Consider the following 21,941-nt stretch of genomic DNA (forward strand, 5'->3'; position numbering starts at 1 on the left):
GATCACAGCAACATGCCGCTGCCTAGGATGCCGGCGAAGTCCTGGAACGTTTCCAGCCACCCCGGTCCGAAACAGCCAGGCCCAACAGGCCCAACCTTCCGAGCCCGGCCCGCACAGCGTCCGGACCCATGCCGGCCACCACACACAATTTCTCTACGGACGTGGTGGCCCGGAGGGGTAGAGCGTCCAGCAGTATCAGGTCCTCCAGGGACAAGCCATCGTGCGGTGACGCAGGCGCGGCCGGCCCTTCACTGCCCGACACATCCATGGCACCCGCCAACTCGGTAATCTCGGCGACGTCCGTGACGCACACAGCACCACCTTCACGGAGCAAACGGTGGCAGCCTGCGGAATTCGCGCTATGGACGGAGCCGGGCACGGCCGCAACAACCCGCCCAAGGGTTTCCGCATGGTGGGCCGTGTTGAGCGCCCCCGACCGCCATCTGGCTTCCACCACCACAGTGACGGATGCCAAGGCCGCAATGATGCGGTTCCGCTGCAGGAACCGGTACCTGGTGGGCGCCGACCCCGGTGGTACCTCGGCTATCACCGCTCCCCTGGCCGCAACCGTCCTCAGGAGGTCCTCGTTCCCGGACGGATAGAACCTGTCCACACCGCCCGCCATAACCGCGATGGTGGGCATGGCCGTAATACTGCCGCCGAGGGCGCCTCTGTGGGCATGGGCATCGATCCCGTAGGCACCACCCGAAACAACCGTGTAGCTTCTCTGGGCCAGACCATACGACAGATCTCCGGTCACCGAACCGCCGTAGCCGGTGCTGTCCCTGGAGCCAACCAACGCGATGCTCTGCCGAGCGGAGGGAAACGGCTCTTCGTGTCCCCGCCACCACAAGCACAGCGGCTCCTGCAAACCCAGATCTGCCAACTGGGCCGGCCATAGGTCGTCGCCGGGAACCACCACCCTGCCACCAAGGCGGCGCATGGTTTCAAGGTCCCGTTCCGGCGCGAGGTCCGGCACCCTGGGTCCCCACCTGCGCAGGCTGGCGGCGAGCCCTGGCCACTGCCCCGGGCCGCCTGCGTCCACAAGAAGGGACGTGAGCTCCTGCTCCAGGCGTGGGCCCGCTGCCACCTCCCCGGTAGCAATCCCCAGGGCTTCCAAGGGCCCCACGGCCTTCACCAGAGCCAGGCCCGCCATATCCTGCGGTTCCATGAGCCGGGCCAAAGCAGCCCGCGCTATCCGTTCCTTTTCCTGCGCTCCACTGACCACCACGGCCTGACGTCCTTTCGTATGTGCGCTTCTCATGCTGCCGACGCTGCTTGACGGAGGGCGAGCCCCTGTCCGATGTGGTCAGCCCCCGGCCTGTCCATCTGGTCCAGATCGGCCAGTGTCCACGCCAGGCGAAGGACGCGGTCGTAGCCGCGTGCTGTCAGATTGCCGCGTTCCAGAGCAGTGTCCAGAATCCGGGTGGTCCCCGGTTCCAGACGGAACCCACCACGCAGCACCCTCCCGGGGACCTGTGAATTTGTCTCAAGCCCCAACGGGGCCAGCCGCTCCAGCTGCACCGCCCGGGCACCCCTGACCCTTCGAGCAACGGTTCCGGAGTCTTCTCCATCACCGCCGCTGCCGAAATCAGCCAACGACACCCGTTCCACATGGAGTTGAATGTCCACACGATCCAGCAAGGGGCCTGAGATCCTTCCCAGGTAGCGCCGGCGCAACATGGCCGTGCACGTACAGTCGGTTCCTTTGCCGGTCGCTTTGCCGCACGGACACGGATTGGCCGCCAGGATCAATTGGAAACGTGCAGGATAGGCCGCTGTTCCCGCGGCCCGGTGAATCACAAGCTCACCGCTTTCCAATGGTTGGCGGAGGGCATCGAGGACGCGCCGCTCAAACTCGGGGGCTTCGTCGAGGAACAGGACACCACGGTGGGCCCGCGACGCTGCTCCGGGCCGTGGCAATCCTGAGCCCCCGCCGATGACAGCTGCGGCCGTAGCGCTGTGGTGCGGATTCTCGAAGGGAGGCCGCCGGACCAAAGCAGACGTAGAGGCTTGGACCGCGGCCAACGAATGGATGGCCGTCACTTCCATGGCAGCCGTGTCCGTCAGATCCGGCAGAAGCCCCGGCATACGTTCGGCCAACATGGTCTTTCCCGCCCCCGGCGGTCCCATCAGAAGCATGTGGTGGCCTCCCGCGGCGGCCACTTCCAGGGCCCTGCGGGCTTCGCCCTGTCCGGAAACATCGCGAAGGTCCGGCGTGGGTGTGACGCCTGGTCCGCCGCCGTCATCACTGATGACCTCGGAGGGGTCATGGTCAAGTACCAGGTCCCGGGAATTCGCGCCGAAGTCCACTGCAAGCCGCGCAAGCGTCCTGTAGCCACGCACCTTCGCGCCGGGAACCAGGGACGCCTCGGCGTAGTTTGCCTCCGCCACCACGATGTCGGGAAACCCCGCTTTGACGGCAGCCATGACCGCCGGCAATACGCCCCTTACCGGTCTGAGCCTGCCATCAAGGCCCAGCTCTGAAATGAAGACTGTTCTGCCCGTGGGATGAACGTCCTTGGCGGCACCGAGCACGGCCATGGCGATGGCGAGGTCGAATCCTGACCCGCGTTTGGGAAGTGATGCAGGTATCAGGTTGGCGGTGATCTTCCGTCGACTCAACGGCAACCCGGAATTTTGGGCAGCTGAACGGATGCGCTCTTTCGCCTCGTTCAATGCGGCATCAGGAAGCCCCAGGATCACAAAATTTGGCAAAGTCTGGCCGATGTCCGCCTCCACCTCCACGATGAAGCCGTTCAGGCCAACCAATGCCATGCAGTAGGAGCGGCCCACTCCCATTCAGCCCACACCTTGCAGGTGTTCCACCTGGGGCACGCTCCGGCCATCGGCAACGATACCCACCACGTCGATCCGTCGACGGACGGCACTAATGCCCCGGGCTGAGCACCAGGCACTGGCCAGACGGCCCAAGCGAGCAAGCTTGGCCGCACCCACAGCTTCGAAGGGGTGCCCGTAGTCAAGCGACCTCCGGGTTTTTACCTCCGCAACAACCAGGACGTCGCCTTCGAACGCCACAATGTCGATCTCGCCGTCGGCGCATCTCCAATTGCGGTCCATGATCCGCATGCCCTGGTTTTCCAGGAATTCCGCGGCCAATGCCTCACCATCGTGGCCCAGCAGGTCTTTTGCTCTCATGACCATCACCTCCGCTACCAGCTTTCACGCTGGCCGGGGCAGGCGGCAGGAGCTTACGGGCCTATGTGGATAAACAGGGGTTTACGGCCCATGTGGAGGGACAGTGGGACCTCAGTTGCCCAGATCGCCGAGGTCACCCAGGCCGCCGTCTTTCGGCAAAGCCAGGTCTTCGCTGCGCGGGAGTTCCTCTACGTTGACGTCCTTGAAGGTGATCACCCTGACGTTCTTCACAAAACGGGCCGAGCGGTAGACGTCCCACACCCACGCGTCCTGGAGGGTGAGATCGAAGTACACCTCGCCGTCCGCGCTCCGGGCCTGAAGGTCAACATGGTTCGCAAGATAAAAACGCCGTTCCGTCTCGACCACATAGCTGAACAGACCAACGACATCCCGGTATTCGCGGTAGAGCTGCAGCTCCATGTCGGTTTCATAGTTCTCAAGGTCTTCGGCACTCATGGTTCCATCTTGCACCATGGTCCGGACGCAGCGCGCCACGCAGGGGGCTGCGCGCCACACGACGGGACCGCGCGGCTCAGCGGACCCGACAATCAGGGGATGGCGGGACCCGTGAGATTCCAACTGGTCCGGTGGTGGATGCTGGGTCCTTGGATCCGGATGACATCCCGGTGCGAGGACGTGGCGTACCCCTTGTTCTCATTCCACCCGTAGGCCGGGGACCCGTCATGCAGATCCACCATGATCCGGTCCCGGGCCACCTTGGCCAGGACACTGGCGGCGGCAACACTGAGGCACGTCATGTCCGCCTTGACCTTGGTGTGGACCGGCGCGTCGCACGACGGGACCACGGGGGCCGTGTCGAAAAGGGACGCCTGGACCTCCGGGGAGAGCCAATTATGGCTGCCATCCAACAGGACGACGTCGGGCCGGGTTCCACCCGCCAGGATGTCCAACCAGGCCCGGGTTCCGGCCAGCCTGAGCGCGGCGATGATGCCGATCCGGTCTATCTCCCCGGACGTGGCATGCCCTACCGCGCTGGCCACTGCCCACTGCCGGACCATGGGTTCCAGACGCTCGCGGTCCTCCGGCTTGAGCAATTTGCTGTCACGGACATCAGCCAACAGTGAATGGTCCTCAAGGTTGACCACGGCGATGCCCACGCTGACGGGCCCTGCCAAGGCGCCCCGTCCCACTTCATCCACCCCTGCAAGGAGGCGTACGCCCGGGGCAAGGAATGAACGCTCATGGTCCAACGTGGGAAAGCCCAATGCTTTGGTCTTTCCACGGGTTTTGGACGTGGACGTAGCAGCCATTACTTCGCCGGGGTCCCTTGGGGAACGTTACGGAAGACGTCCGAGTGGTTGTCCAGAATGGTCCAGCGGGATATGGGCCACGCGATGACCGTCGCTTTACCTTCTACGTCCTCAATATTGATGAAGCCGCCGTTGACGTCCTGATGCAGCCGGGAATCGGCCGAATGGTTACGGTTGTCGCCCATGACCCAGACCTTGCCTGCGGGGACAACCACATCGAAGGCATCGGGCCGCGGCGTTTCAGCCGGATTGATATACGTTTCTTCCAGCGGAACGCCGTTGACACTGACACGCCCTTGGGCATCGCAGCAGCTGACGTGATCGCCGGGCAGCCCAATGACCCGCTTGACCAGGTGTTGATCGGTTTGGTCAGCCATCAGCCCAACGAATTCCAAGCTGTCCCCCACCCAATCCAAGGGACCAGCGGGCTTCTCGGGTACGGGTTCCAACCAGGCCTGGGTGTCCTTGAACACCACCACGTCACCGCGGGACAAATCGAAGGGTCCCGGCACCAGAAGATTGATGAAGATGCGGTCATTGACGTCCAGGGTGCTTTCCATGGACTCGGACGGGATGTAGAACGCCCGGAACAGGAAAGTCTTGAGCAGGAAGGACAGCACCAGGGCGATGGCCACCACTGTGGCTATCTCCTTGACCCACACCATCAACGGGTTCTTGTGGGGCTTGCCGGCGGTCGTCGCCGTTCCGTCCTGGAGCCGGGCGTCGTCGTCGTGCCGCTCGGAATTCCCGGGAGCTTTATCCGGCATTTACTGTCCGTCCTTCAAAGGTGTTCCGACCTGCGCAGAGCGAGGTATCCCTGCAAATCTATCAAGTGGCCAGATGATCTGGACCGGTCGCCCAATAACGCGCTCCACCGGGACCATGCCTCCGCCGGGAGCGCCCAGCAACCCTCGGGAATCCGCTGAGCGCGAGCGGTGGTCGCCCATCAGCCACAAGCGGCCGTCGGGCACGACGACGTCGAACTTCTGCCTGCTGGGTTGGTCCCCCGGGTACAGATAGGGTTCCTCAAGAGCCTGACCGTTCACTGTGAGCAGCCCCTGCGCATCGCAGCACATGACGTGGTCCCCCGCGACGCCAATAACCCGTTTGACGTAGGTTGTATCGCTGCCGGTGAGCCCAAACCACTGGCTCGCCGCCGCTGCGGCATCGACGAAGGGCCCCTTGCCGCTGTTCAATGGCGCAAAGGAACCGCGGCCATCAAACACCACAACATCACCGCGGGCTATGGGCTCGCCGGCAAATGCCGTCCGCGAGACCAGGATCCTGTCACCGGTTCCCAGGAGTGGCTCCATGGACTCTGACGGGATGAAGTACACGTCAAGCCATAGGGAGCGGACAAGGCCACTGATGCCGACGGCCAGGATGAGGGCGAGCAAAACAAAACGCCAGCCCTGTTTTCGGGGCTGGCGTTCTGTTGTGTCCATGACTCGTATCCCTGGTGCGTTGCGGATTGCTCCGGAACACCGGGCACGAATCCTGGACCCGTTGCGAAAGCTACGGGACTTACTTGACGAAGTCGCGCTTTTCCTTGATCTTCGCAGCCTTACCGCGCAGTGCGCGCATGTAGTAAAGCTTGGCGCGGCGGACGTCACCCTTGGTGACGACCTCGATCTTGTCGATGATCGGGGAGTGTACCGGGAAGGTACGCTCTACGCCGACGCCGAAGGAGACCTTGCGAACGGTGAAGGTTTCGCGAACGCCGTCACCCTGGCGGCCCAGGACGAAGCCCTGGAATACCTGGACACGGGAGTTCTTGCCTTCGATGATGTTGACGTGAACCTTGAGGGTGTCACCCGCGCGGAACTCAGGAACATCGTTACGCAGCGATGCTGCATCTACGCTATCGAGGATATGCATTAATCCACTCCTGGTGAACGCCACAGGTCATTCACTTTGGGTTACGGCGGGCAAGCCCGGGCAGCCTAAGCGCACCGGAAATTACCGCCGAAGTTTTCTTTGTGCCCAGTGACGCCACTGATTGGCATCGCCGGGTTGCCTCACTGTTGGCTGAACTCCCCCTGTGGCAGGTGTCAGCCCAGTAGACACAAGGGTTAATTCTGCCATATGGGGAGGCGTACGGCCAAGTGCGCGAACTGCCAACGCCCGACGGCGGCGCAAGGCGTCAGCCCTGCAGGTCACCGGCCGGCCGCGCACGCAAGCGACCATCCACGACGTCGTAGCCCAGTTCCCCCAAGGCGTTGCGGTCGGCGCGGGTCAGGGAACCGGCGTCGAAGTCCTCCATTAGGTCCGGGCGCCGTTCTGCGGTGCGGCGGAATTGCTCGTGCCGGCGCCATTGGGCGATTTTGCCGTGGTTGCCACTGAGGAGGACATCGGGAACCTGGTGGTCCCGCCAGGACGACGGCTTGGTGTAGACCGGGTACTCCAACAAGCCGTCCGAGTGGGACTCCTCAATGAGGGACTCAGGGTTGCCGACGACTCCCGGAAGGAGACGGCCGACTGCTTCCACCATGGCCAGAACGGCCACCTCACCGCCGTTGAGGACATAGTCCCCCAGGCTGACGGGCCGGACAGTGAAATGGTCCTTGGCCCAGTCGATGACCCGCTCGTCGATGCCTTCATACCGCCCGCAGGCGAAGACAAGCTGATCCTCTTCTGCAAGCTCGTAGGCCAAGGCCTGGTTGAACCTCTCCCCCGCAGGCGAAGGCACAATCAGTACGGGCTTCTTGTCCCCGGCGGCTCCCGCCACGGACTCCAGCGCCTGGGCCCACGGCTCAGGCTTCATCACCATACCCGCCCCTCCGCCATAAGGAGTGTCGTCCACCGTGCGGTGCCTGTCGGTGGTGAAACTGCGGAGGTCATGGACGTTCAGCTGCAGCAGGCCATCCTGCCGGGCCTTACCAATGAGGGACAGTTCCAAGGGCGCCAGATATTCCGGGAAGATACTGACAACATCGATGCGCATTCAGGCATCATCCCCGGTGTCACCCTCAGGTTCCTCCGAGGAAGCGCTGTTGATCTCGAAGAGCCCCTCAGGCGGGGTCACCAGAATGTAGCCGTCCTCAATGTTGACCTCGGGAACGATCTCATCCACGAACGGTATGAGGATCTCCTTGCCGTCGGCCGAGGTGACGGTCAGGAGGTCCTGCACCGGGAGGGTGGTGAGGGCAGTGACCTTCCCTACCACCTGCGTACCGACGCGGGCTTCCAGGCCCACGAGCTCGTGCTCGTACCAGCCCTCGTCGTCATCCTCATCGTCGAGTTCTTCTGTTTCGATGAAGAGCTTGGCGCCACGGACGGCTTCCGCTGCATTACGGTCGGCCACTTCCTCGAAGCCCAACAACAGTATGTCCTTGTTCCACCGCGCGCTGCGAATGGTCAGCGGGCCGGAGGAAGCCGGCTCCACCACGAACTCAGTACCTGCTACAAAGCGTTCCGCGGGAGCATCCGTCAGTACCTGCACGGTTACTTCACCCCTGATGCCGTGGGGTTTACCGATCCGGGCCACCTGAAGCTGCATGGATTCCTCTGAATTTCTGTTCTGCCGGCCGCCGGGCGGGCGCGGTAATGAATGGGGATAAAGCAGTCCGGCCCCTCCACCATATTCGGTGAAGGGGCCGGACTTAAGACAAGAATTGCTGAGCGCTACCGGCGACGGTCGGTGTCGACGACGTCGACCCTGACCTGCTCGCCGCCCGCCAAGGCCGCAACTACTGTTCGCAAGGAGCGTGCAGTGCGTCCCTGACGACCGATAACACGGCCGAGGTCCTCTTGGTGAACGCGCACCTCGAGGGATTCCCCGCGGCGGTTGTTCTTTGCGCTGACCTTGACATCCTCAGGGCTGTCAACGATCCCGCGAACCAGGTGCTCGAGCGCTTCTGCCAGCAACTTACTCAGCCTCGGTGGTCTCTGCTTCAGCTTCAGCGGGAGCCTCATCGGCGTCCGACTGCTTGGCCTTCTTGGTGATGGCTTCCGGAATGATGACGGAACCCTTCTCCGGGGCTACGAAGGCTTCCTTCGGAGCTTTGGTCTTCAGGGTGCCTTCCTGGCCCGGCAGGCCCTTGAACTTCTGCCAGTCACCGGTGATCTTGAGGATCGCAGCAACCTGCTCAGTGGGCTGGGCGCCAACGGAGAGCCAGTACTGGGCACGCTCGGAAGCGACCTCGATGTACGACGGTTCTTCGGTGGGGTGGTACTTGCCGATTTCTTCAATGGCACGGCCATCGCGCTTGGCGCGGGCATCCATGACGACGATGCGGTAGTACGGTGCGCGCATCTTACCGAAGCGCTTAAGGCGAATCTTTACGGCCACTTTTGTGGTCACTCCTGTTTCTGAAACGGGGTTGAACCCGACGTTCTGCACCCGTGGGGCGGGCCATACTGGACGGTTCGAAGGACAAGATGCGGACACGGAGAGAGGGGCCGTACCGATCGAGTACCTGTCTATTGTGCCAGATACCCGTGGCAATTACGACTCACGCGCCGTAACCCGGCGTGTTTTACCCCACACGGGCCTGCACAAGCGGCGCGCGGGGCGGCCGTCCCCCTACTCGGACCAGACGTACAGCCCAGCCTTGTCCGCTTTTTCCACATCAGTTGCCAAGGCGGCCAGCTGCTGCACCAATTGCCGCGCGGCAGCGGAATCGAAGGGCATGTCATCCTGCTGCGCCCAAGCCGCGGCTACATCATCCAGGACGTTGCCGTCGCCTTCACTTTCGTAGGTCAGCAACTCAGCAAGGGCGCGGACCATGGCCTCGGGAACGCCAAGGAGGGAATCACTGGTGACATCAACCAGCGCCAGCTCGTAGTCGGCCCCCGACGCGTGGACGGCCTGGCCGGCAAGATCGCCCAGCTGCTCCACTTCGTAGTCGGTGACACCTTCGATGCGGACTGCGGGGCCGGAAACCCCGGCCCCCTTCTCCAGGGCAGCTGCCCGCTTGAGCGCTTCATTGTGGGTGGCAACAAAAATTTCGGCAAAGCCCATGGAGACTACTCTCAATCCTTCGTGCTGACGGGGCGGCGGCGCGGCACCAGTGGATGGACGCCGTCCAAATCCAGCCTAATGCAGCGGCAGCCGTGAGGGGTGTCGGCCCAAGGGCAGAAGCACCGAACCTTTAGCGGACGGCCACCCGGAGTTTGTTCTTCCACGGGTCATCAAATCGGAGTTCAAGCCCCGTGTGGTGGCTGGCAACCCCTGCCACCTTCAACCGGTCAGCCAACTGGGCAACGTCCTCGGAGGACGGCACCTCGATCAGGACTTCCCCCAGGCCCAGGGTGTCGCGGCGGGGGCCGGCGCCCCGGCTGTTCCACACATTCATCGCCATGTGGTGGTGATAGCCGCCGGCAGAGACAAACAGGGCCTGGCCATGCCATCCCGCAGTCCGCTCAAATCCAAGGGTCCCCACGTAGAAGTCACTGGCGGTCTGGACGTCTCCCACCTGCAGGTGAACGTGCCCGACGCCGGCTGCGGACTCCCGCTGGCCCGTTACGGCTGCTTCACTCAGGTGCTGCTGAAGGTAGCGCTGCGGAGGAAGCGCCACATTGTCCATGACAACCGTCCCGCCGTCCCATTGCCACTGGCTACGAGGCTTGTCGTAGTAGAGCTCGATGCCATTGCCTTCAGGATCGGTGAAGTAGAAAGCCTCGCTGACCAGGTGGTCGGCGCTGCCGGCAAAAGCGCGGGGTTCGAATTCGGCAGCCGTGGCAACGGTTGCGGCCAGCGAAGGCTGGTCCTCGAAGAGAATCGCAGTGTGGAACAGCCCGGCTTCTCCCCGACCGGGAACCTGGAGTCCTGCTGCGGGCGCCAAGTGAACCAGGGGCTTGCCGACGCGGCCAAGATACAGGCCGCCGTCCTGCTCAGCCACGACGTCCAGGCCGAGGGCCTGCTGGTAGTAGTCGTTCATGGTCTTCATGTCGCCAACCTTGAGCATCACGGTGCCCATGGTCAGTTCGGCAGGAAGGAGATCCTGTTTTGGTGTCGCTTTCATGTGAAACTCCTGGTTCTGATGCCGCCGGTTCGACATCATCTACCCTTATAAATTACTTGAAGCTTCAATTTATTCCTAACGGATGACCCGGCCCCGCAAAACAATGTGGCTGAGCTCTTGTACGGTTCCCAACTCCCGGCGTGGATCTGCTGCGCACACCACGACGTCGGCGCTGGCACCTTCGCTGATACCCCCAGCTCCCAGCCATTCCCGGGCGCCCCACGCGGCAGCCTCCAACACCGCGACAGGCGGCAGGCCGGCGTCGTGCAGTTCCTGCATTTCATCGGCGATCCTGCCGTGCTTGATGACGCTGCCGGCATCTGTCCCCGCGTAGATGGCAACACCGGACTCGAACGCCTCCAACACCCGCTCCCGGCGCCCCTCCCACAGCCGAAGCATGTGTGCGGCATACTCCGGGAATTTCCCGGCGGCCTGCCCGGCAATATCGGGAAAAGTGGCGATGTTGACCAGCGTTGGAACAATGGGAACCGACTGCTCAACCAGCCGCGGAATATGCCGGGGCAAAAGCCCGGTGGCATGCTCGATGCAGTCAATCCCGGCATCCAACATCTCATCGATGGTGTCCTCGGCGAAGCAATGGGCGGTGACGCGGGCACCCTCATCATGCGCCGCAGCGATGGCGTCCTTGACGGTCTTCGCCGGGAACGAGGCAGCCAGATCTCCAAGGCCGCGGTCGATCCAGTCCCCCACGAGTTTCACCCAGCCATCGCCGTCGCGGGCCTCCTTACGGACGGTCTCCACCAGCTGGGCAGGTTCGATTTCATGCCCCAGCCCGCGGAGGTATCGCCTGCTCCGGGCAATGTGCCGGCCTGCCCTGATCAGCCGCGGCAAGTCCCCGCGCTCCTGAACCCACCTGGTATCGGACGGTGAACCGGCGTCCCGGATCAGCAGCGTTCCGGCGTCGCGGTCCGCCACTGCCTGGGCCAGGGTGGTGCCGTGGTCCACCGCCCCACCGGTTCCGAGCCCGATGTGGCAGTGGGCATCCACGAAGCCCGGCAGCACCCAACCGTCCAGCAGCACGTCCGGGGCATCCACCGGCCGGTCAAACGTGAGGACTCCGTCCACGGACCACAAACCATGACGCTCCTCCTCCCCCGAAACGAGCACTGGACCGGTGAATTCGATGATGTTTGGCATGGGAAAAGCCTAGTCCCGGCAGCAGCTGTGGTAGCTTCGTCTACGACCACACGGGTGCCCTTGCAGGGGCTGAGATCGGACTGATGCAGTCTGCGACCGTTGAACCTGTCCGGGTAATGCCGGCGAAGGAAGTGAGTAATCCTTGAGCACCACGGAAACACAGCACAGCCCTGTCCAAAACCAGATCAGCCCTGTCCAAAACCCGGTCAACGCGGCCCGGAAGACGGCAGAAACCGTCACGCAATCGCTGAAATCCCACTCCTTGGCATGGGTGGAGGACCCCCGGACCGGCATCCGCGTTCCTGTCACAGAGATTGCGCTGGAGCCCTCTCCCAATGGCGTGGCCAACGAGCCCTTGCAGGTGTACCGAACAGCCGGACCCGGCAGTGATCCGGTGGTGGGACTGAAGCCCTTCCGCTCAGCATGGATCGAGGGCCGTGGCGACACCGAGCCCTACTCCGGGCGCGAACGCAACTTGCTCGACGACGGCAAGTCCGCGGTCCGGCGCGGGGCGGCATCAGCGGAATGGAAAGGCGGCCAACCCATTCCCCGCCGCGCTGTCGAGAGGAAAAGAGTCACGCAGATGTACTACGCCAAGCAGGGAATCGTGACAAAGGAAATGCAGTTCGTCGCGTTGCGGGAGAACTGCGATGTTGAGCTGGTCCGCAGCGAAGTCGCCGCGGGCAGGGCCATCATTCCCAACAACATCAACCACCCGGAATCAGAACCGATGATCATCGGCAAGGCCTTCCTGGTGAAGATCAACGCCAACATAGGCAACTCCGCCGTGACAAGCTCCATCGCCGAAGAAGTGGACAAACTGCAGTGGGCCACCCAGTGGGGCGCGGATACGGTGATGGACCTCTCCACGGGCGACGACATCCACACCACCCGTGAATGGATCATCCGCAACGCCCCTGTCCCGATCGGCACAGTACCCATTTACCAGGCCCTGGAAAAGGTCAACGGCGAAGCCAACAAGCTCACCTGGGAGATCTTCCGCGACACCGTCATTGAACAGTGTGAGCAAGGCGTGGACTACATGACCATCCACGCCGGTGTGCTCCTGCGTTATGTGCCGCTCACCGCCAACAGGGTCACTGGCATAGTGTCCCGTGGAGGGTCGATCATGGCCGGCTGGTGCCTTGCACACCACCAGGAGAACTTCCTGTACACGCATTTTGACGAGCTCTGCGAAATTTTCACCCAGTACGACGTCGCGTTCTCCCTGGGCGATGGCCTGCGCCCCGGCGCCACGGCAGATGCCAACGACGCCGCACAGTTCGCCGAACTGGATACCCTCGCCGAGCTGACCCACAGGGCATGGGAATTCGATGTTCAGGTGATGGTGGAAGGCCCCGGCCACGTCCCGTTCCACCTGGTCCGGGAAAACGTTGAACGCCAGCAGGAGCTGTGCAAGGGAGCCCCCTTCTACACACTGGGCCCGCTGGTCACCGACGTGGCGCCCGGCTACGACCACATCACCTCGGCCATCGGAGCAACCGAAATCGCACGGTACGGCACGGCCATGCTGTGTTACGTCACTCCCAAGGAGCACCTGGGGCTGCCGAACAAGGATGACGTGAAGACCGGTGTCATTACCTACAAGATCGCAGCCCACGCTGCCGATCTCGCCAAGGGCCACCCCGGGGCCAACGAGAGAGACGACGCCCTTTCCAAGGCTAGGTTCGAATTCCGTTGGCGCGACCAGTTCGCCCTGTCCCTCGACCCTGTCACCGCCGAGGCGTTCCACGACGAAACACTGCCTGCTGAACCGGCCAAGACGGCCCACTTCTGCTCGATGTGCGGCCCCAAGTTCTGCTCCATGCGGATCAGCCAGGACATCCGCGACGAATTCGGAAAGGTGTACCTTCCGGATCCCGCGGCCCCCCTGTCCTTTCGGAAGGAACAGCCGGCGGTTCAGGAGGCTTGAGCAGAGATACCTCGTCCGGCATCAGCCACAAAAGACCTGATGATACGGTCTCCGTCGGCTGAGTCCTGGGGCCGGTGCCCGCCCGCTGCTACACGGTGGACGGCGCCGGTTTCCCGGAGGTAACCCGCGATTTCTTCGTACAACGGCTCCCAGCCACCGGTGAGGACAAGGGTGGGAACACCGGGCACTATCTGCAGTGGCGCCTCCCACGGGGGAGCCTGCAGTCGAAGACGGCGTGCGGAACGGCGCGCCTCCGGCGTATCCAGGTCACCGGCTTCGGCAGAGAATGCGCGGCGGTAGTACTCGCGCTGGTAATCGGAGTCGTTGAGCTGGTTCCGTACCGCAAACAGGGGCTCCATGAGTGACCTGTGCGAAGCGGTTGCCGGGAGCTCACTTGTGAGGGACAAACACGCCGGTTCCACCAGGGTCAACGACCAGACCAGGTCCGGACGTTCAATGGCGGTCAGCATTGAGGAGATCGCGCCCTGTTCGTGGGCTACTACGTGGCCTCCGCCGGACTCCCGCAAGGCATTGATAATAATGGCCATGTCCGCGGCTACGTTGGATTCCAAGGGATCGGCGGTGGCGTCGAAGCCATGGCGCCTCAAGAAAAGTGCGTCATGGGACAGCGCCATTCCGTGCTGCTTTGGCCAGGCCGCAGCTCCAAAACTGCCAAGGCCGTGGACAAAAACTACGCGCTGCTTGTGCATCAGATCAGACTATTCCACGGCTCCGACATCCATCGGAGGCGGAGCCGTGGAATTCCTACTTGCCCAGGAACTTGTCGAAGCCCTTGGGCAGGTTCAGTTGCGAAGGATCAAAGTCGGCCGCGCCCTGGCCGAACGCCGCACCCGTGGGAGCGGCCGACGCTGCAGCAGACTTCTTGGCCTGGGCATCACGCAGTTCCTGCGCTGCCTTGGCCGGATTGCCGGAACGCGCCTTCTTCTTGGGGGCGTTCTTCGCGTTCTTGCGGCCACCACCTGGTCCACCAAGGCCGGGCATCCCCGGCATCCCCGGCATGCCCCCACCCTGAGCAAGTTTCTTCATCATCTTCTGGGCCTGTCCGAATCGCTCCAGCAGGCCATTGACCTCGGAGACGTGGACACCTGAGCCCCTGGCGATACGGGCACGGCGGGATCCGTTGATGATTTTGGGAGCAACGCGCTCGTGGGGAGTCATGGAGCGGACGATCGCCTCAACGCGGTCGATCTCCTTCTCATCAAAGTTCTCCAGCTGCTGCCGGATGTTCTGCGCCCCCGGCATCATCATGAGCATCTTCTTCATGGAGCCCATGTTGCGGATCTGCTGCATCTGGGCGAGGAAGTCGTCCAGGGTGAAGTCTTCCTGGTCGGCAAATTTCTTTGCCATCCGGGCTGCTTCGTCCTTGTCCCAGGCTTTCTCGGCCTGTTCGATCAGGGTGAGGACGTCACCCATGTCCAGGATCCTCGAGGCCATACGGTCCGGGTGGAAGAGTTCGAAGTCGTCCAGGCCTTCACCAGTGGACGCGAACATCACGGGCTTGCCGGTCACAGATGCCACCGACAACGCGGCACCACCGCGGGCGTCGCCGTCGAGCTTGGACAGCACGATGCCCGTGAAGTTGACGCCTTCATCGAAGGCCATGGCCGTGTTGACGGCGTCCTGGCCGATCATGGAGTCGATCACGAAGAGGACTTCGTTGGGAATGATCGCCTGGCGGATGCGGCGAGCCTGGTCCATCATTTCGGCATCGACGCCAAGGCGGCCGGCGGTGTCAACAATGACGACGTCGTGCAGCTTCTGGCGGGCTTCCTCCACGCCGGCCTTGGCAACTGCCACGGGATCGCCGGCGGGGTGGTCCAGCTCGGTGGACGTGGCGCCCGGGTGCGGCGCGAACACAGGAACACCCGCGCGCTGGCCAACCACCTGGAGTTGGGTAACGGCATTGGGACGCTGGAGGTCACAGGCCACCAGCATGGGGCTGTGGCCCTGCGACTTGAGCCACTTGGACAACTTGCCCGCCAAGGTGGTCTTACCGGCACCCTGCAGGCCCGCAAGCATGATGATGGTGGGGCCGTTCTTGGCCAAACGGATGCGGCGGGTCTCGCCACCGAGGATCTCCTGGAGTTCCTCGTTGACGATCTTGACGATCTGCTGGCTGGGGTTCAGCGCCCCCGAAACCTCTGCGCCCAGGGCACGCTCGCGGATGCGGCCCGTGAATTCACGGACCACGGACACGGCAACATCTGCGTCCAACAGGGCGCGGCGGATCTCCCGGACGGTGGCATCAACGTCAGCCTCGGTGAGGCGGCCCTTGCCACGAAGGTTCTTGAAGGTTGCTGTCAACCGGTCAGAGAGTGAATTGAACACGCGCCGTGCACTTCTTTCGATGGTCTGCTAATGGCGGCCAAGCGACTCGCCAGAGTCTTGACTGTGTCTTGTCCCGGATATTTGCCTCGATACCTGCAACTACCGACAAATCCGATCCAACTGCGGGACTCGACTATCTAGGGTACCAAGTCGCACCTCCAAGATGGCATGCTGGCACAGTGACCAGTCAAACAACTGTAAAAACGTTGCTCATCCTCGGTGCGTCCGGGGACCTCACCGGCAGGCTCCTGCTGCCCGGCCTGGCCGGACTCCTGGCCGGCGGGGGCGCTTCCGGCCTCCGGCTGGTGGGCGCCGGGTCCGATCCCTGGACCCCCAACCAATGGCTGGAACGGGTTGAGGGCGCCTTCGACACCGCATTAAAAGCCACTGACGACGCCGGGCGGACGGCCCTGGACGCAGTAGTGGCTACCACTGAATACCACCAAGTGGACGTGACCGCCGATGGTCCCCTGGCCGCCCTCCTGCAAACCCTTGAAGGACCGGTGGCCATCTACTTTGCCCTGCCACCGCACATCAGCCAGAAAGCCTGTGAGGTCCTGCGCCGCGAGCAGCTCCCCGCAGGCACCCGCCTGGTCATGGAGAAGCCGTTCGGATCCGGCACGGAATCCGCCCATGCGTTGAACAAGACCCTTGCGGCCCTGGTCCCGGAGGACCGCATCCACCGCGTTGACCACTTCCTGGGCAAGGCCACGGTCCTGAACATCCTGGGCCTGCGTTTCGCCAACAGGTTCCTGGAGCCCGTATGGAACCGGGACCACATCGAGAAGGTGGAGGTCATCTTCGACGAGGACCTCGCGCTTGAGGGGCGCGCCCGCTACTACGACACTGCAGGCGCCCTGCGCGACATGATCCAAAGCCACCTCCTGCACATCATGGCGTTCCTTGCCATCGACGCGCCGGCCACCATCGAGGAGCGGGACCTGCGGGATGCGGTAGCCACCGTGCTGAGGGCCAGCAGCATCAAGGCCCCTTATGGCGAGTCATCCCGGCGCGCCCGGTACACCGCCGGCGCGTTGGGCGAGCGTGCGGTCCCTGACTACGCCGCAGAGGATGGCGTGGACGCCTCCCGCAACACGGAGACGCTTGCCCAGGTTCGGGTGGACATCGACAACTGGCGTTGGAAGGGAGTGCCCTTCATTCTTCGATCCGGCAAAGCCCTGGGCCGTAAGAGGAAAGAAGCCATCATCACCTTCCGCCCCGTGCCCCACCTGCCCAAGGGCTTTTCCGGCGTGGATTCACCCAACCAGCTGCGGATCGGCTTTGGCCCGGACGTCCTCGAGTTGGACGTGGACGTCAATGGTCCCGGCGATATCTTCTCCTTGGACAGGGCAAGCCTGGTGGCAGAACTGAACGCGGCCGGCATGCTCCCCTATGGCGAGGTCCTGGAGGGAATCATCAACGGCGATCCCCTGCTCTCAGTCCGTGGTGACACCGCCGAGGACTGCTGGCGGATCATTGAGCCCGTGCTTCGTGCCTGGGAAACAGGCGCCGTTCCACTGGAGGAATACGACGCCGGCAGCAACGGTCCGGCCCACTGGTCCACCTCCAGGAGGCGCTAGGCGCCCCGGGGTCACCACCGATTGGAACAGCTCGGCGAGGCAAGCATCCCGCCGGAGACCACGAAGGGCCGGATACCCTCGGGTATCCGGCCCTTCGGCGTTATGTGGCCAGGATGGCCGCGTAACCGTTAGATGGCGGCAGCGCCGCGCTCTCCGGTCCGCACCCTGACAGCCTCGTAGACGTCCATGGTCCACACCTTGCCGTCTCCTGCCCGGCCGGTGTTGGAGCTGGCAATCAGGACATCCAGGATGTCATCTGCCTGCTCATCCGTGGCCAGTACTTCAATGCGGATCTTAGGGAGCAGGTCCACGTTGTATTCAGCTCCGCGGTACACCTCCGTGTAACCCCGCTGCCGGCCGTATCCGCTGGCCGCACTGACCGTCAGGCCCTGGACCCCGTATGCTTCGAGGCCTTCCCTTACTGCTTCAAGCTTTTCGGGACGGACGATCGCTGTGATGAGCTTCATGCCTGGACACTCTCCTTGCCTTCTGCGGGGGTCTTGGCTGCTTCAGATTTACCGGTCATGGCTTCGTGCAGCGGCTGGAAGCTGCCACCGTGGCCGTTGACTCCGAATTCGTACGCCGTCTCAGCGTGCAGGCTCAGGTCCACGCCCACATTTTCCTGCTCGGTGGAGACCCTGAAGCCCATGGTCTTGTGGATTGCCAGGGCAATGATCGCGGTCATGATGGCCGAGAAAGCAATGGCAATACCTGCTGCTGCGAGCTGTGCCCACATCTGGGTCATTCCGCCGCCGTAGAAGAGGCCGCCACCCACGCCGTTGGCGGGGAGGGCGATGAAGCCCAGGGCCACGGTACCGATGATGCCGGAAACCAGGTGAACGCCCACAACATCGAGTGAATCGTCGAAGCCCCAGCGGAACTTCAGGCCAACAGCCAGGGCGGACGCCACACCGGCTACGACGCCCAGGCCAAGTGCACCTACAGGGCTGACGTTGGCACAGGCGGGGGTGATGGCCACAAGGCCGGCCACCACACCTGAGGCAGCGCCCAGCGATGTGGGGTGTCCGTCGCGGATGCGTTCTGTGATGAGCCAGCCGATCATGGCCGCTGCGGGAGCTGCCAGTGTGTTGACCCAGATCAGTCCAGCCTGCTCAGCCGTGGCGGCCGCGCCACCGTTGAAGCCGAACCAACCGAACCACAGGATTGCAGCACCGAGCATGACGAACGGGATGTTGTGCGGGCGGTGGTTCGGGTCCTTGCCGAAGCCGCGGCGGTTGCCGATGATGAGGACCAGGACCAATGCGGCTACACCGGCGTTGATGTGGACCACTGTTCCACCGGCGAAGTCGATTGCCGGGCCAAGTGCCTTGCCGATTGCACCTTCGGGGCCGAAGAGTCCGCCACCCCAGACCATGTAGGCCAAGGGGCAGTAAACCAGCGTCACCCAGACCGGAACGAAGATGCTCCAGGCACCGAACTTGGCACGGTCTGCAATGGCACCACTGATCAGCGCGACGGTGATGATGGCGAAGGTGGCAGCGTAGCCCACCTTGATCAGGCCGTCAGGAGTGTTGATGCCGTCCAAGCCGAAGGTGGCGAACGGATTGCCCACGATTTCCATGAAGCCCTCGCCGGAGCTCATGGATGCCCCCCACAGCACCCATACAACGCCTACGATGCCAATGGAGATGAAGCTCATCATCATCATGTTCAAGGCTGCTTTGGCGCGTGTCATGCCGCCGTAGAAAAATGCCAGACCAGGTGTCATGAACAGCACAAGCGCCGCTGCCACCATGACCCATACGTGACCTGCGGTAAGTTCCATGGTGCACGTTCCTCTCTTGCTGAATCTGCGGTTCAACCGCTGTCCTGACGCCCTTTGCGTCCTGCTTAAGAGTTTTGTGCCACCGTGTTTCGCTTGCGCGGGTTTTATATTGCGGGCCGGTTACAACAACCTCCCCAACGTAAATGGTGCATATCCCCTCTGTTACGGATATGTTTCAGGCGAACCACTTGACCCGTGAGGGGTGCTTTTCACCTCCACAACCCCACCTGAAGGACGCCCGCCGCATGACCCAGTCGCCACGATCCGTCACAACCCCGAGGATCCGGCCTGAGAGGACACCGCTGCCCCGCGATATAAAAGTGATGCTGGCAGCAGCCTTCCTGATTGCGCTTGGGTTTGGCCTGGTGGCTCCGGTTCTCCCCCAGTTCGCCACCACGTTCGACGTCGGCGCTACCGCCGCTGCAGTGATCGTCAGCATCTTTGCCTTCATGCGCCTGGTCTTCGCGCCTGCCGGCGGCGCCCTGATAGGACGCTTCGGGGAACGCAACGTGTACGTGTCCGGGCTCCTGATCGTGGCTGTCTCCACAGCCGCCTGCGCCTTCGCCCAAAACTACTGGCAGTTGCTGATTTACCGTGGACTTGGTGGCGCGGGTTCCGTGATGTTCACCGTTGCGGCCATGGGATTGCTCATCCGGCTCGCTCCCCCGGAACGCCGGGGACGGGTCTCAGGCGCCTACGCCTCGTCGTTCCTCATTGGCAGCGTCCTGGGGCCGGTTGTTGGTGGGCTCCTGGCAGGCTTCGGACTCCGGGTTCCCTTCCTGGCCTACGCAGGAGCTCTCCTGGTGGCCGCCGTGGTGGTGCGCACCATGCTCAGCGGGGAAGGCAGGGCAACGGTGGACTCCGTCCAGTCCCCGCCCATGTCACTCCGTGAAGCACTGGGCGATTCCGCCTACCGTGCTGCCGTCTTCTCCAGCTTCGGCAATGGCTGGGTCACCTTCGGCGTCAGGATGGCCACCATTCCCCTGTTCGCCGTTGCCGTCCTGCAGTCGAAGCCTGAGACGGCGGCATGGGCCCTGGCGATCTTCGCCGTCGGAAACGCCCTTGCCCTGACGTTCTCCGGCCGGTTGGCCGACGCCTGGGGACGGAAGCCCTTGATTCTTCCGGGTTTGGTGATGACCGGATTGGCCACCGGGGTCATCGGACTGACAGCCGAACTTCCGTGGTTCCTTGCCGCCTCCGCAGCAGCGGGCTTCGGCTCAGGATTGCTGGGCCCGGCGCAGCAGGCCGCCGTCGCTGATGTCATTGGCCGGGGACGATCCGGCGGAAAGGTCCTGGCCGTCTTCCAGATGGCCTCCGATTCCGGGGCAATTGTTGGCCCGATTGTCGCGGGCCTCCTCGCTGACCGGTTGGGCTACGGTTGGGCCTTTGGAATTACCGGCGGCGTCCTGCTGGTGACGGCACTTGCCTGGCTGCCGGCACGGGAACCGCTTAAACCAAAAACTGACTGAAGCCCCGGGCTTGTCGCGCCAGGGCTCCAGTCAGCATGAAGGCTGATTCAGTTCAACACGTCAATCAGTTCAGGAGCGCATCCACAAAGCTCTCAGCGTCAAAGGGTGCGAGGTCATCCGGGCCCTCACCCAGGCCGATCAGCTTCACGGGAACACCCAACGACTTCTGGATGGCCACCACAATGCCGCCCTTGGCTGTGCCGTCCAGCTTGGTCAAGACGATGCCGGTGATGTTGACTACCTCTGCAAAAACCCGGGCCTGGTTCAGGCCGTTCTGCCCTGTGGTGGCGTCCAGGACCAGCAGGACCTCATCAACCTCGGCGAGCTTCTCAATGACCCGCTTGACCTTGCCGAGCTCGTCCATGAGGCCGGTCTTGTTCTGGAGCCGTCCAGCAGTGTCCACCATGACCACATCCACCTCTTGGTCGATGCCGGCCTTGACGGCCTCGTAGGCAACCGAGGCGGGGTCGGCGCCGTCGATGTCCGACTTGACGGTGGGGACACCTACACGCTGGCCCCAGGTGGCCAACTGTTCCGCTGCCGCAGCGCGGAAGGTGTCGGCTGCGCCCAGGAGCACATCCTTGTCTTCGGCCACCAAAACACGTGCCAGCTTGCCCACCGTGGTGGTTTTGCCGACGCCGTTCACGCCGACCACCAGGACGACGGCGGGACGGTCACCCTTGCGGGAAACGTTCAGGGACCGGTCCATGCCGGGATCCACGAGCTTGATCAGTTCTTCGCGCAGCATTGCCTTGACGTCTTCCGGGCTTCGCGTGCCCAGCACCTTGACCCGCTCGCGCAAGGCATCCACCAGCTGCATGGTGGGTTCCGTGCCAAGATCGGCCAGCAGAAGGGTCTCTTCCACCTCGTCCCAGACGTTCTCGTCAATATTGTCCCCGGACAACAACGCGAGCAGTCCCTTGCCCAGGATGTTGTTGGACTTGACCAAGCGCGCGCGCAGGCGGTTGAGTCGGCCTTCCACGGGGGCGGGAGTGTCAATACCGATGGTCTCAAGCCCGGCGGCGTCGTCTGGAACATCGGTACCTGCAACAGTGCCGTCGAGGGTGGGACGCGGAGCAGCTACTGCATCAGGACGGTCCTCCACCAGGGTTCCACTGCCTGCTGTGGACGACTGGACGGGATCGTTGGCGTCCCGCGGTCCGGGGTACTTGGCCCCGGACTTCCGGGCCTTCAGGAGTACCGGCACGAGTCCGCCGACCACTACGAGCGCAGCGACAATGGACAAAATTATGGGAAGGAAATCGTTCAC

23 protein-coding genes and 1 riboswitch are annotated in these 21,941 nt (G+C 63.2%); of the genes, 3 read left to right on the forward strand and 20 right to left on the reverse strand.

Annotated elements, in window-relative coordinates:
* Positions 1-22: 22 nt before the first annotated feature.
* The 15 genes from dprA to JOE60_RS10730 all read right to left on the reverse strand — a co-directional run bounded on the left by dprA (position 23) and on the right by JOE60_RS10730 (position 11,554).
* Complete coding sequence (gene dprA / locus JOE60_RS10660; protein WP_167262734.1) at positions 23-1,264, reverse strand: DNA-processing protein DprA; 1,242 nt, start codon at positions 1,262-1,264, stop codon at positions 23-25.
* Positions 1,261-2,802: a YifB family Mg chelatase-like AAA ATPase gene (locus tag JOE60_RS10665; RefSeq protein WP_167262736.1), complete on the reverse strand. Its 1,542-nt coding sequence runs from the start codon at positions 2,800-2,802 to the stop codon at positions 1,261-1,263. The genes dprA and JOE60_RS10665 overlap by 4 nt, the downstream gene beginning before the upstream one ends.
* Positions 2,803-3,168, reverse strand: coding sequence for a YraN family protein (locus tag JOE60_RS10670; protein ID WP_204814912.1), 366 nt, complete (start codon positions 3,166-3,168; stop codon positions 2,803-2,805).
* A gap of 102 nt (positions 3,169-3,270) precedes the next feature.
* On the reverse strand, positions 3,271-3,615 hold the full coding sequence (locus JOE60_RS10675) for a DUF2469 domain-containing protein (RefSeq protein WP_018776202.1): 345 nt from the start codon (positions 3,613-3,615) through the stop codon (positions 3,271-3,273).
* A 92-nt stretch (positions 3,616-3,707) separates the two neighbouring features.
* A complete protein-coding gene (locus JOE60_RS10680) occupies positions 3,708-4,430 on the reverse strand; it encodes a ribonuclease HII (protein WP_167262740.1) in 723 nt (240 codons plus the stop codon).
* Positions 4,430-5,197 carry a signal peptidase I gene (lepB, locus tag JOE60_RS10685; protein ID WP_167262742.1) on the reverse strand — a complete coding sequence of 256 codons (768 nt, stop codon included), beginning with the start codon at positions 5,195-5,197 and terminating at the stop codon, positions 4,430-4,432. The genes JOE60_RS10680 and lepB (JOE60_RS10685) overlap by 1 nt, the downstream gene beginning before the upstream one ends.
* Positions 5,198-5,875: a signal peptidase I gene (gene lepB / locus JOE60_RS10690; protein ID WP_167262744.1), complete on the reverse strand. Its 678-nt coding sequence runs from the start codon at positions 5,873-5,875 to the stop codon at positions 5,198-5,200.
* 79 nt (positions 5,876-5,954) lie between these two features.
* Positions 5,955-6,308: a 50S ribosomal protein L19 gene (rplS, locus tag JOE60_RS10695; protein ID WP_167262746.1), complete on the reverse strand. Its 354-nt coding sequence runs from the start codon at positions 6,306-6,308 to the stop codon at positions 5,955-5,957.
* A gap of 265 nt (positions 6,309-6,573) precedes the next feature.
* A complete protein-coding gene (trmD, locus tag JOE60_RS10700) occupies positions 6,574-7,374 on the reverse strand; it encodes a tRNA (guanosine(37)-N1)-methyltransferase TrmD (protein ID WP_167262748.1) in 801 nt (266 codons plus the stop codon).
* The gene (gene rimM / locus JOE60_RS10705) at positions 7,375-7,929 is read right to left on the reverse strand and encodes a ribosome maturation factor RimM (protein WP_167262750.1); all 555 of its coding nucleotides are present in this window, start codon (positions 7,927-7,929) and stop codon (positions 7,375-7,377) included.
* Positions 7,930-8,054: 125 nt separating this feature from the next.
* The gene (locus JOE60_RS10710; protein ID WP_167262752.1) at positions 8,055-8,297 is read right to left on the reverse strand and encodes an RNA-binding protein; all 243 of its coding nucleotides are present in this window, start codon (positions 8,295-8,297) and stop codon (positions 8,055-8,057) included.
* A gap of 1 nt (position 8,298) precedes the next feature.
* Positions 8,299-8,721 (reverse strand): 30S ribosomal protein S16, encoded by a 423-nt coding sequence (rpsP, locus tag JOE60_RS10715; RefSeq protein ID WP_167262755.1) that lies wholly within the window; start codon positions 8,719-8,721, stop codon positions 8,299-8,301.
* Positions 8,722-8,955: 234 nt separating this feature from the next.
* A complete protein-coding gene (locus tag JOE60_RS10720; protein ID WP_204814913.1) occupies positions 8,956-9,393 on the reverse strand; it encodes a hypothetical protein in 438 nt (145 codons plus the stop codon).
* Between the two features lie 130 nt (positions 9,394-9,523).
* A complete protein-coding gene (locus tag JOE60_RS10725) occupies positions 9,524-10,396 on the reverse strand; it encodes a VOC family protein (RefSeq protein WP_167262759.1) in 873 nt (290 codons plus the stop codon).
* A 75-nt stretch (positions 10,397-10,471) separates the two neighbouring features.
* Positions 10,472-11,554 carry an amidohydrolase family protein gene (locus JOE60_RS10730; protein WP_167262761.1) on the reverse strand — a complete coding sequence of 361 codons (1,083 nt, stop codon included), beginning with the start codon at positions 11,552-11,554 and terminating at the stop codon, positions 10,472-10,474.
* A 40-nt stretch (positions 11,555-11,594) separates the two neighbouring features.
* Positions 11,595-11,702, forward strand: a riboswitch (TPP riboswitch).
* On the opposite strand from JOE60_RS10730, the gene thiC reads away from it, so the two are divergent.
* Positions 11,697-13,487 carry a phosphomethylpyrimidine synthase ThiC gene (thiC, locus tag JOE60_RS10735; RefSeq protein ID WP_208381109.1) on the forward strand — a complete coding sequence of 597 codons (1,791 nt, stop codon included), beginning with the start codon at positions 11,697-11,699 and terminating at the stop codon, positions 13,485-13,487. It overlaps the preceding riboswitch by 6 nt.
* On the opposite strand, the gene JOE60_RS10740 is transcribed toward thiC, so the two are convergent.
* Both JOE60_RS10740 and ffh read right to left on the reverse strand, forming a co-directional pair.
* On the reverse strand, positions 13,475-14,197 hold the full coding sequence (locus tag JOE60_RS10740; protein WP_167262763.1) for an alpha/beta fold hydrolase: 723 nt from the start codon (positions 14,195-14,197) through the stop codon (positions 13,475-13,477). The two genes, thiC and JOE60_RS10740, sit on opposite strands and share 13 nt — an antisense overlap.
* A 55-nt stretch (positions 14,198-14,252) precedes the next feature.
* Entirely contained in the window at positions 14,253-15,836 is a 1,584-nt protein-coding gene (gene ffh / locus JOE60_RS10745; RefSeq protein ID WP_167262765.1) for a signal recognition particle protein, read from the reverse strand.
* Positions 15,837-16,015: 179 nt separating this feature from the next.
* Here ffh and JOE60_RS10750 point away from each other — a divergent pair, with 179 nt between their 5' ends.
* Positions 16,016-17,416, forward strand: a complete 1,401-nt coding sequence (locus tag JOE60_RS10750; RefSeq protein ID WP_167262767.1) for a glucose-6-phosphate dehydrogenase — start codon at positions 16,016-16,018, stop codon at positions 17,414-17,416.
* A gap of 128 nt (positions 17,417-17,544) precedes the next feature.
* On the opposite strand, the gene JOE60_RS10755 is transcribed toward JOE60_RS10750, so the two are convergent.
* On the reverse strand, positions 17,545-17,883 hold the full coding sequence (locus JOE60_RS10755) for a P-II family nitrogen regulator (RefSeq protein WP_167262769.1): 339 nt from the start codon (positions 17,881-17,883) through the stop codon (positions 17,545-17,547).
* Entirely contained in the window at positions 17,880-19,202 is a 1,323-nt protein-coding gene (locus tag JOE60_RS10760; RefSeq protein ID WP_167262771.1) for an ammonium transporter, read from the reverse strand. Before JOE60_RS10760 ends, JOE60_RS10755 begins: the two co-directional genes overlap by 4 nt.
* A gap of 245 nt (positions 19,203-19,447) precedes the next feature.
* Here JOE60_RS10760 and JOE60_RS10765 point away from each other — a divergent pair, with 245 nt between their 5' ends.
* Positions 19,448-20,671 (forward strand): MFS transporter, encoded by a 1,224-nt coding sequence (locus JOE60_RS10765; protein ID WP_167262773.1) that lies wholly within the window; start codon positions 19,448-19,450, stop codon positions 20,669-20,671.
* Positions 20,672-20,735: 64 nt separating this feature from the next.
* Here the strand turns inward: JOE60_RS10765 and ftsY are convergent, their stop codons facing one another.
* Positions 20,736-21,941, reverse strand: coding sequence for a signal recognition particle-docking protein FtsY (gene ftsY, locus JOE60_RS10770; protein ID WP_167262775.1), 1,206 nt, complete (start codon positions 21,939-21,941; stop codon positions 20,736-20,738).

The organism is Paenarthrobacter ilicis (assembly GCF_016907545.1).
GTDB classification, from domain to species: domain Bacteria; phylum Actinomycetota; class Actinomycetes; order Actinomycetales; family Micrococcaceae; genus Arthrobacter; species Arthrobacter ilicis.

What these genes read in the sequence shown, in the direction of transcription:
- dprA (WP_167262734.1), bottom strand. Translation starts at nt 1,264, where the DNA reads ATGAGAAGCGCACATACGAAAGGACGTCAGGCCGTGGTGGTCAGTGGA.
- JOE60_RS10665 (WP_167262736.1), bottom strand. Translation starts at nt 2,802, where the DNA reads ATGGGAGTGGGCCGCTCCTACTGCATGGCATTGGTTGGCCTGAACGGC.
- JOE60_RS10675 (WP_018776202.1), bottom strand. Translation starts at nt 3,615, where the DNA reads ATGAGTGCCGAAGACCTTGAGAACTATGAAACCGACATGGAGCTGCAG.
- JOE60_RS10680 (WP_167262740.1), bottom strand. Translation starts at nt 4,430, where the DNA reads ATGGCTGCTACGTCCACGTCCAAAACCCGTGGAAAGACCAAAGCATTG.
- lepB (WP_167262742.1), bottom strand. Translation starts at nt 5,197, where the DNA reads ATGCCGGATAAAGCTCCCGGGAATTCCGAGCGGCACGACGACGACGCC.
- lepB (WP_167262744.1), bottom strand. Translation starts at nt 5,875, where the DNA reads ATGGACACAACAGAACGCCAGCCCCGAAAACAGGGCTGGCGTTTTGTT.
- rplS (WP_167262746.1), bottom strand. Translation starts at nt 6,308, where the DNA reads ATGCATATCCTCGATAGCGTAGATGCAGCATCGCTGCGTAACGATGTT.
- trmD (WP_167262748.1), bottom strand. Translation starts at nt 7,374, where the DNA reads ATGCGCATCGATGTTGTCAGTATCTTCCCGGAATATCTGGCGCCCTTG.
- rimM (WP_167262750.1), bottom strand. Translation starts at nt 7,929, where the DNA reads ATGCAGCTTCAGGTGGCCCGGATCGGTAAACCCCACGGCATCAGGGGT.
- JOE60_RS10720 (WP_204814913.1), bottom strand. Translation starts at nt 9,393, where the DNA reads ATGGGCTTTGCCGAAATTTTTGTTGCCACCCACAATGAAGCGCTCAAG.
- JOE60_RS10725 (WP_167262759.1), bottom strand. Translation starts at nt 10,396, where the DNA reads ATGAAAGCGACACCAAAACAGGATCTCCTTCCTGCCGAACTGACCATG.
- JOE60_RS10730 (WP_167262761.1), bottom strand. Translation starts at nt 11,554, where the DNA reads ATGCCAAACATCATCGAATTCACCGGTCCAGTGCTCGTTTCGGGGGAG.
- JOE60_RS10740 (WP_167262763.1), bottom strand. Translation starts at nt 14,197, where the DNA reads ATGCACAAGCAGCGCGTAGTTTTTGTCCACGGCCTTGGCAGTTTTGGA.
- JOE60_RS10755 (WP_167262769.1), bottom strand. Translation starts at nt 17,883, where the DNA reads ATGAAGCTCATCACAGCGATCGTCCGTCCCGAAAAGCTTGAAGCAGTA.
- JOE60_RS10760 (WP_167262771.1), bottom strand. Translation starts at nt 19,202, where the DNA reads ATGGAACTTACCGCAGGTCACGTATGGGTCATGGTGGCAGCGGCGCTT.
- JOE60_RS10765 (WP_167262773.1), top strand. Translation starts at nt 19,448, where the DNA reads ATGACCCAGTCGCCACGATCCGTCACAACCCCGAGGATCCGGCCTGAG.